Below are 8,251 nucleotides of genomic sequence, written 5' to 3' on the forward strand. Positions count from 1 at the left end.
GCGCAGCAGGCGCCGTGCCCAGCTGCGGCCCGCCCTGCGGTGGCCGGCCCGGTGTGCCCGGTCGGGGGCCGCGTTCCCACGGCGCCTGCTGCGCCGACGACCGATAGCCCTCGTCGCGAGAGTCCTCGGTCATGGACGTTCATACCCTTCGTCGGCTCGATCCGGCTGGCCCCGGTACCGGTGCCAGAGGCGTCGCCCGGCAAGGAACAGCAGGAGTGCACCAGCACCCGCGGTAATTATCGCCAATGCTTGACCGTACGCGTTCGACCGCACCGTGACGGAAGTCTGTTCGCCCAGGTTCTGGCCGCTTTCGGTGGTGAGTGAGAAATCGACCACCATGGTGCGGGAGTCGGAGACCTCGGCGGGGACCTGCAACGATCGGCTGCCCCGCGGCGGCAACTGCTGCGGCCCGATGTCGGTGACGTGCATCTCGTCGGGGGCGTCGACGCGCAGTTTCACGGTGATCGCGACGGGGAGATCGTTGCGGGCGACCAGCAGCAGGGGGCTCTGTTCGGAGGCCAGCGAGTACACCCCGCCCGGGGCGAGGATCGTGACCGCGGCGTACATGGAGTCGATCGCGATCGCCACGTTGCCGACCCGGACGTGGGCGGCCGCGTCGGCGGCGTTCGCGGTCGCGGTGTCCTGGTCGCGTCGGCCGGACAGGCTCATCGCGCGGACCAGGTCCTCGCGTAGTGGTGCCATGAACTGGTTCGGTGTGAGCGGGACCTGCGGGTCGTCGACCAGGGTCTGCATCAGTTCGTCGATGCGCGGCGCCTGCGCGGCCACCCCCGACTCGACGGATTCGGGGGTGCCGTCGACGATCGCGCGCTGCGGGTAGACGAGTGAGGCGACCTCGGGTGTCGCGGGCCGCTGCTCGGCGACCTTCGCGAGCGGTCGGGGGGTCGCGAGTCCGGTGCGCAGCAGGGTCGACACCGTCGACAGCACGGTCGTGGCCTCGTCGCCGTCGGCGGACCACAGTTGCGGCGGGGCGATCAACATCGAACGGTCGACCGTTCGGCTCGGGGTGTCGGTGTCCGGTTCCTGCAACGACGACCAGGTCACCGCGCCCAACGCGTCCTGCAGGCGGGCCGTGCGCGAGTCCCGGTCCAGGTTGTAGCGCGCCCGCTCGGGAACGTACGACGGCGTCTGCGGGCTGGAGCCGACCGCCGCCAGTGCGGCGCCCGCGGACACGTCGAACAGTGCGGCGGTCACCGCGTCCGCTCCCCCACCGGCGATCGTCACCGTCTTGCCCGACGACGAGGTCGACTCCACGGCGTTGGCGGCCAGCAGGGTCGTCGTCGGGCCGAGGCCGTGCAGCATCTGCGCCGACGTGTCGTCGAGGACGCCGGAGTCCGGCCAGGTGACGTTGCGCAGTGACGTCACCCCCAGGATCGAGTCGACGATGTCGGACGGCGACTGCAGTGCGCTCGCGATGAGCGAGGGGTCGCCGACCCGGCTCAGCGCCTCGAGGTCCACCTGAGCGAACGGCACGGCGGTGATGCACATGGTGCGGGCGAGCACTTCCAGTCGATCGAGCCAGGCGGCTGCGGCGTCGCGTCCGGTGCCCTCGTGTGCGGGCCCGGACGGATTCGCCGGGTCGTCCACCACGAGGTATCCGCCGGACATGTTGTTGACGGTGATGAGCAGGTCCGGGTCGACGGCCAGGCACAGGCTGTCGGTCAACCGTTTGTCCCGGTCGACGTCGGGCCCGGTGGCGTGTTCGGCGGCGGCGAGGAGTTGCTCGAGTCGTCCGCCCTGGGACAGGGACTCCGCGAGGGTGTCGTCGACGAGGCGGACCTTGTCGTTGACGGAGCCGGGGATCCCGGCCGCCAGTCGCGGTCGGTCGGCGAGCGGCCACAGCATCGTGACCGCGAGCGGGTCGGAGGTGTCGGGCGGAACGGGGGCGCTCACCGATCCGGAGTCGGTGCCCTGCGGTGCGTTGCCGGTGGTGCCCGCCGCCCGGGGCAGCCCCAGCACGGGCAGCAGGAACCGGGCGTCGTCGAGGCGGGCCTGCCCGCCGTACGCGGGGGTGCCGTTGACGTTGACCAGCAGCGGGTAGACGCCGGGTTCGGTGATGTCGAGCGACCACCCCGACACCGAGCGCAGCGGCAGGGTCAGCGTGAACTGCTTCCGCTCACCCTCGTCGAGACTGGACGCGACCTCCACGAACGGTCCGACGACGTCGAACTCGCCCTGGTCGAGGTCCAGGGAGGTGCGCAGTTCCTCGCTCGAGCTCACCGCGGGTGCGCGCTGCAACCGGACGCCGACGTCGGTGACCGGCCGGTCGCCGACGTTCGCGACGGTTCCGCGGACGGTCACCACGGGGTCGGTCGTGGTGGTCACCGCGGTGGGGGTGACGTCGTCGATGTGCAGTTCGAGGAACGTCGGCTGCGTGCGCGATTTCGTCGCCGGCACCCCGGTGGTCGATGCGGCCGGGTTCTGCGTCGTGGGTTGCGCGGCCGCGGCCCCGGCGCCGACGACGGCGCCGATCATCATCAGGACGAGCGTCAGCGCCGAGAGAACCCTGGCACCGGATCGTCGCCATGCCGGACGCGATGCCACTGTCATTCCGCGTCGGTCCTCCTGACGCGCGAGGGTTCCATCTCGGCGATGAGCTGACCGGCGATCTCCGCCAGTTTGCGTTCGTCGGCGTAGGCGAGGCGGGAGTCCAGCTCGGACAGCGGCACCCAGGCCACCTCGGTGACCTCGATGTCGGCGTCGGACAGTTCGCCGCCCAGCGATCGCATGAGGTAGTGGTGCACGGTCTTGTGGACGCGCCGGCCCTCGGTGACGAACCAGTAGTCGATGCTGCCGAGGGAGGCGACGACGGATCCGCGGATGCCGGTCTCCTCGGCGACCTCACGCATCGCGGTCTGTTCGGCGGTCTCGCCCTGTTCGATGTGCCCCTTCGGCAGGGACCACAGCAGCCGGCCGCGTCGGTCGGTGCGCCCGATGAGGGCCGCGCACAGCTTGTCCGGGGGGCCGCCGAGACCGTCGACGACCAGTCCGCCCGCGGAGGTTTCACGGACGGTCCGCATGTGCGGGGTCGTGGATTCCGAGCCGCCGCCGCGACGCCGCGAGGAGCGGCGGTTGCGGTTGGAACGTTCGGCGGCGGACACCTCATCGATCGTAGTTGACAGTGTCCGTTCGGCCGGACTCCCACGCCAGCGCGGGTGCGAGGGCACCGATGCGCGTCCGGCTATTTGTCGACCTCGGTAAGGTTTGCTCACGTGAATGCCCCCACTCCCGATGCCGAGCGGCGCGCCCGACTCCTCGACGGTGCGCACCGAACCCTGAGCAGCCTGTCGGATGTGCTGACCCCGCTCGGCGCGCGTTTCGCCGAGGCCGGGCACGAGCTGTACCTGGTGGGCGGCAGTGTGCGCGACGCGGTCCTGGGACGTCTCGGCACCGATCTCGACTTCACCACCGATGCGCACCCGGCGCAGGTGCAGGAGCTCCTGCGCGGCTGGGCCGACAACCAGTGGGACACCGGCATCGCGTTCGGGACGATCAGTGCGGCCAAGGGCGCCGACCAGATCGAGATCACCACCTACCGCACCGACACCTACGACGGGGTCACCCGGAACCCGGAGGTGCAGTACGGCACGACGCTGGACGAGGACCTGGTCCGCCGTGACTTCACGGTCAACGCGATGGCGGTGCGGGTCGACGCGTCGGGCACGTTCGAGTTCGTCGACCCGCTGAACGGCATGGATGCGCTCATCGCGGGCGTCCTCGACACCCCCGCCGCCCCGGAGATCTCGTTCAACGACGACCCGCTGCGGATGCTGCGCGCGTGCCGCTTCGTGTCGCAGCTCGGGTTCACGCTCGCGCCCCGGGTGCAGCAGGCGATCGTCGACATGGCCGGCCAGATCGACCGGATCACCGCGGAGCGCGTGCACACCGAACTCGACAAGCTGATCCTCGGCGAGTACCCGATCGACGGCATCAACGTCATGTGCGAGACGGGTCTGGCGGACCACGTGCTGCCCGAGCTGCCGCAGATGAAGCTCGAGATCGACGAGCACCACCAGCACAAGGACGTGTACTGGCATTCGCTGACGGTGCTCAAGCAGGCCATCGACCTCGAGGACGGCGACCCGGACCTGGTGCTGCGCTGGGCGGCGCTGCTGCACGACATCGGCAAGCCGGACACCAAGCGCAACGAGCCGGGCGGCGGTGTCAGCTTCCACCATCACGAGGTGGTGGGCGCCAAGCTGGTCCGCAAGCGGATGCGGGCGCTGAAGTACTCCAAGCAGATGGTCGACGAGGTGGGCCAGCTGGTGTTCCTGCACCTGCGGTTCCACGGCTACGGCAAGGGGCAGTGGACGGATTCGGCGGTCCGCCGCTACGTCACCGACGCCGGGGATCTGTTGCCGCGGCTGCACAAGCTGGTCCGTGCCGACTGCACCACCCGCAACAAGCGCCGGGCTGCGGCGCTGCAGGCCACGTACGACGACCTCGAGCAGCGGATCGCCCGGATCGCCGAGCAGGAGGATCTGGCGCGGGTGCGTCCGGACCTCGACGGCAACGCGATCATGGAGCTTCTCGGCATCCCGGCCGGCCCGCAGGTGGGCAAGGCGTGGAAGTTCCTCAAGGAACTGCGCCTGGACCGCGGACCGCTCGACCGCGATGAGGCCGAGGCGGAGTTGCTGAAGTGGTGGGCGGGGCAGCCGGAGAATCCCCAGCCGAAGGGGTAGTCGTCGTCGAGTCCGACCTTGGGGCTCAGTGTCACGCAGGCGCGGAACGATTCGATTGATCGTTCCGCGTCTGCGGATCTAGACTCCCGGAATGCCAGACATCCGGATACGCGACGCGGCCCAGCTACTCGGTGTCAGCGACGACACCGTCCGACGGTGGGTCGACGCCGGCACCATCGCCTCGCGCAAGGACGATTCCGGCCGCATGGTGGTCGACGGGAAGGAACTCGCCGAGTTCGCGCGGGCCAACGCGGCACCGACCCCGGACAATCCGCTCGGCGTGGGCAGTTCGGCTCGCAACCGGTTCACCGGTCTGGTGACCCGGGTGGTGGCCGACGGCGTGATGGCGCAGGTGGAGATGCAGTGCGGGCCGTTCTCCGTCGTCTCGCTGATGAGTGCCGAGTCGGCAACGGCGCTGAAGCTCGAGCCCGGCAGCATTGCGGTGGCCGTCGTGAAGGCGACCACCGTGATCGTCGAGACGCCGGGGGCCCGGTCGTGAGGGGGTTGCGGGGTGCGGTGGTCGCTGTCGCCGCGGTGCTGACGGCGGCCCTCGCCGGGTGCGCCGGCGCCACCGACGCGGGAACCGACGGCGACGAGTCGATCACGGTGTTCGCCGCGGCGTCGTTGAAGTCGACGTTCACCGAGTTGGGGCAGCGCTTCGAGGCGCAGCATCCCGGAACTCGGGTGGTTTTCAACTTCGCCGGGTCGTCGGACCTGGTCGCCCAGCTCGACCAGGGCGCCCCGGGCGACGTCTTCGCCTCCGCCGACACCGCCAACATGACGAAGGCGGGCCGGGCCGGGCTGATCGCGTCGGATCCGGTGAACTTCGCGACCAATGTGCTGACCATCGTTGTGCCGCCGGGTAATCCGGCGAACGTCGCATCGTTCGCGGACCTGGCGCGACCGGACGTGACGGTGGTGGTCTGCGCGCCGCAGGTGCCGTGCGGCACGGCGACGCAGAAGATCGAGGATGCCACCGGGGTCCGTCTCACTCCCGTCAGCGAGGAATCGTCGGTGACCGACGTGCTCGGCAAGGTCGTCACCGGTCAGGCCGATGCCGGGCTGGTGTACGTCACCGACGCCGCCGGTGCGGGTGACAAGGTCGTCGAGGTCCGGTTCCCGGAGGCGGCCCGGGTGGTCAACACCTACCCGATCGCGGTCCTGAACAAGTCCGGAAACCCTGAAACGGCCACCGATTTCGTGGGGTTCGTGGCCGGGATGGAGGGTCGCGCGGTTCTGTCCGACGCCGGGTTCGGCGCCCCGTGACGGTACGGCCGCGGGTTCGGGTTCCGGCCGGTCTGCCGGTCTGGATCTACGTTCCCGCGGCCGTCGGCGCGCTGCTGGTGGTGCTGCCGCTGGTCGCGATGCTCGCCGGGGTCGACTGGCCCAACTTCTGGCAGCTCGTCACCTCCGAATCATCCCTGGACGCTTTGGCTCTGAGCCTGCGGACGGCATCGATCAGCACCCTGCTGTGTGTGCTGCTGGGGGTGCCGATGGCGCTGGTGTCGGCCCGCTGTTCGTTTCCCGGGCTCGCGGCGCTGCGGGCCTTGGTGCTGCTCCCGTTGGTGCTGCCGCCCGTCGTCGGGGGTCTCGCGCTGCTCTACACGTTCGGTCGACGCGGGCTGATCGGGCAGCACCTCGAGGTGGCGGGCATCCAGATCGCGTTCTCCACCACCGCGGTCGTGCTGGCGCAGACCTTCGTCGCGCTGCCGTTCCTGGTGATCAGCCTCGAGGGCGCGCTGCGGACCGCGGGACGGCGCTACGAGGCGGTGGCCGCCACGCTCGGTGCCCCACCCACGACGGTGCTGCGCCGGGTCACGCTGCCACTGGTGCTGCCCGGACTGATCTCCGGTGCGGTGCTGGCCTTCGCCCGCGCCCTCGGCGAATTCGGCGCCACCCTGACCTTCGCCGGGAGCCTGCAGGGTGTCACCAGGACACTGCCGCTGGAGATCTATCTGCAGCGCGAGACCGACCCGGAGGCCGCGGTCGCGCTGTCGCTGGTGCTGGTGGTGGTGGCCGCCGCGATCGTCCTCGGTGCCCGCTCCCACCGCGCGGCCGGTGCCCTGTGAACGGGCTGCGCGTGCAGGCCCGCGTCGACGCCCGCGGGTTCGACGTCGAACTCGATGTCGCTCCGGGTGAGGTGCTCGCGGTGCTCGGCCCCAACGGGGCCGGCAAGTCGACGCTGCTGGACGTCGTGGCCGGGCTGTTGCGGCCCGACGCCGGCCGCGTCGCTCTCGGCACCCGGGTGCTCACAGACGTCGCGAACGATGTTGCGGTGCAACCGCACCAGCGCTCCGTGGCGCTGCTCGCGCAGGAGGCCCTGCTGTTCCCGCACCTCACGGTCCGGGAGAACGTCGCGTTCGCGCCGCGCAGTGCGGGGCGGGGGCGGCGGGAGGCGTACGCGACGGCGCAGCGGTGGCTCGACGAGGTGGACGCGGCGGCCCTCGCGACCCGACGGCCCCGGGAACTGTCCGGCGGTCAGGCCCAGCGGGTCGCGGTGGCACGGGCCCTGGCCGCCGACCCGCAGGTGCTGCTGCTCGACGAGCCGATGGCGGCACTGGACGTCGCGGCCGCCCCGGCGTTGCGGACCCTGCTGCGCCGGGTGCTGCGCACGGGGAACCGGACCGCGCTCCTGGTGACCCACGATGTGCTGGATGCGCTTTCGCTGGCCGACCGAGCCGTCGTGCTCGACGGTGGACGCATCGTCGAGCAGGGATCCGTGGACCGGGTGCTGACCCGGCCGCGCAGCGCCTTCGCGGCCCGGATCGCGGGCATCAACCTGCTGTCGGGCACGGTCCGTGCCGGCGTCCTGGACACGGTGGCGGGGGCGGTCAGCGGCATCGGCGAGGACGGGAGCGACGACGGTGACCACGCCGTTGCGGTGTTCGCGCCCACCGCTGTCGCGGTCCACCGGAAGCCACCGGAAGGTAGCCCCCGCAACATCTTCCGGGTGCGGATCACCGAGATCGAGGGCCGCGGGCACGCCGTTCGTGTCCGCGCCGACGACAATCCGGACGGTTCGGCCGGTCTGGTCGCCGACGTCACCGCCACCGCGGTCGCCGAACTGGACCTGTCCGGCGGCGATCTACCCGGCGCGCTGACCTCGCGTCCCCGATTCGCCGGTTGTGGATAAGTCCGTCCGCGGCGGCTTTCGCCGCGAGGGAACCGTTCGCGTTCGTGGCTCGCGATCCGCGGGCCGTTGCTTCGGGAAGAGGTCAATCATGTTGTCCCGCTGAGCGTCCCGTCGGGACTTGCGGGTGCCGTGGCGTTCGACGGCTCATCCCGGCTTCCCCCGCGACCGTCCTCGGTGGCCGGCGCCGAGGGTCGCAGACCCGCGTCGGCGCTGCAGTATCGTCCGGATCGGATCCGGGGACCGAGGGTGGGGGGATGGCATGGCGGAGATGTGGGTCGATCCGGGCGGACTCGGCGAGACGGCGCGGACCGTGTCGGCGATCGCGGATCGGATCGCGGCCGCGGGCGCCGGTGCGGACTCGTCGGCGACGGGTGTGGCGTTGCCCGGGGCGCGGGGGGGCCGCGGCGGCGGGGGGGGG

At 71.1% G+C, this 8,251-nt stretch carries 7 protein-coding genes; 5 read left to right on the forward strand and 2 right to left on the reverse strand.

The genetic code is table 11. The features are described from left to right. Window positions 1-129: 129 nt before the first annotated feature. Window positions 130-2,568 carry a DUF6049 family protein gene (locus IJ15_RS0121535; RefSeq protein ID WP_031940410.1) on the reverse strand — a complete coding sequence of 813 codons (2,439 nt, stop codon included), beginning with the start codon at window positions 2,566-2,568 and terminating at the stop codon, window positions 130-132. Then, entirely contained in the window at window positions 2,565-3,140 is a 576-nt protein-coding gene (locus IJ15_RS0121540; RefSeq protein ID WP_407984110.1) for an NUDIX hydrolase, read from the reverse strand. Before IJ15_RS0121540 ends, IJ15_RS0121535 begins: the two co-directional genes overlap by 4 nt. 90 nt (window positions 3,141-3,230) lie before the next feature. Between IJ15_RS0121540 and IJ15_RS0121545 the strand changes: the two genes are divergently transcribed. From IJ15_RS0121545 to IJ15_RS0121565, 5 genes are all read left to right on the forward strand, one after another. Then, window positions 3,231-4,700 (forward strand): CCA tRNA nucleotidyltransferase, encoded by a 1,470-nt coding sequence (locus IJ15_RS0121545; RefSeq protein WP_031940412.1) that lies wholly within the window; start codon window positions 3,231-3,233, stop codon window positions 4,698-4,700. Window positions 4,701-4,791: 91 nt separating this feature from the next. Then, a complete protein-coding gene (locus IJ15_RS0121550) occupies window positions 4,792-5,199 on the forward strand; it encodes a TOBE domain-containing protein (protein ID WP_031940413.1) in 408 nt (135 codons plus the stop codon). Window positions 5,200-5,216: 17 nt separating this feature from the next. Beyond that, complete coding sequence (modA, locus tag IJ15_RS0121555; protein ID WP_231569627.1) at window positions 5,217-5,966, forward strand: molybdate ABC transporter substrate-binding protein; 750 nt, start codon at window positions 5,217-5,219, stop codon at window positions 5,964-5,966. Continuing rightward, a complete protein-coding gene (locus tag IJ15_RS0121560; protein ID WP_031940415.1) occupies window positions 5,963-6,769 on the forward strand; it encodes an ABC transporter permease in 807 nt (268 codons plus the stop codon). Before modA ends, IJ15_RS0121560 begins: the two co-directional genes overlap by 4 nt. Next, on the forward strand, window positions 6,766-7,833 hold the full coding sequence (locus IJ15_RS0121565; protein WP_051919421.1) for a sulfate/molybdate ABC transporter ATP-binding protein: 1,068 nt from the start codon (window positions 6,766-6,768) through the stop codon (window positions 7,831-7,833). Before IJ15_RS0121560 ends, IJ15_RS0121565 begins: the two co-directional genes overlap by 4 nt. The last annotated feature ends 418 nt before the right edge of the window (window positions 7,834-8,251 follow it).

Origin of the sequence: Prescottella defluvii (genome assembly GCF_000738775.1) — a bacterium.
Classification (GTDB): Bacteria; Actinomycetota; Actinomycetes; order Mycobacteriales; family Mycobacteriaceae; genus Prescottella; species Prescottella defluvii.

What these genes read in the sequence shown, in the direction of transcription:
- IJ15_RS0121550 (WP_031940413.1), top strand. Translation starts at nt 4,792, where the DNA reads ATGCCAGACATCCGGATACGCGACGCGGCCCAGCTACTCGGTGTCAGC.
- IJ15_RS0121535 (WP_031940410.1), bottom strand. Translation starts at nt 2,568, where the DNA reads ATGACAGTGGCATCGCGTCCGGCATGGCGACGATCCGGTGCCAGGGTT.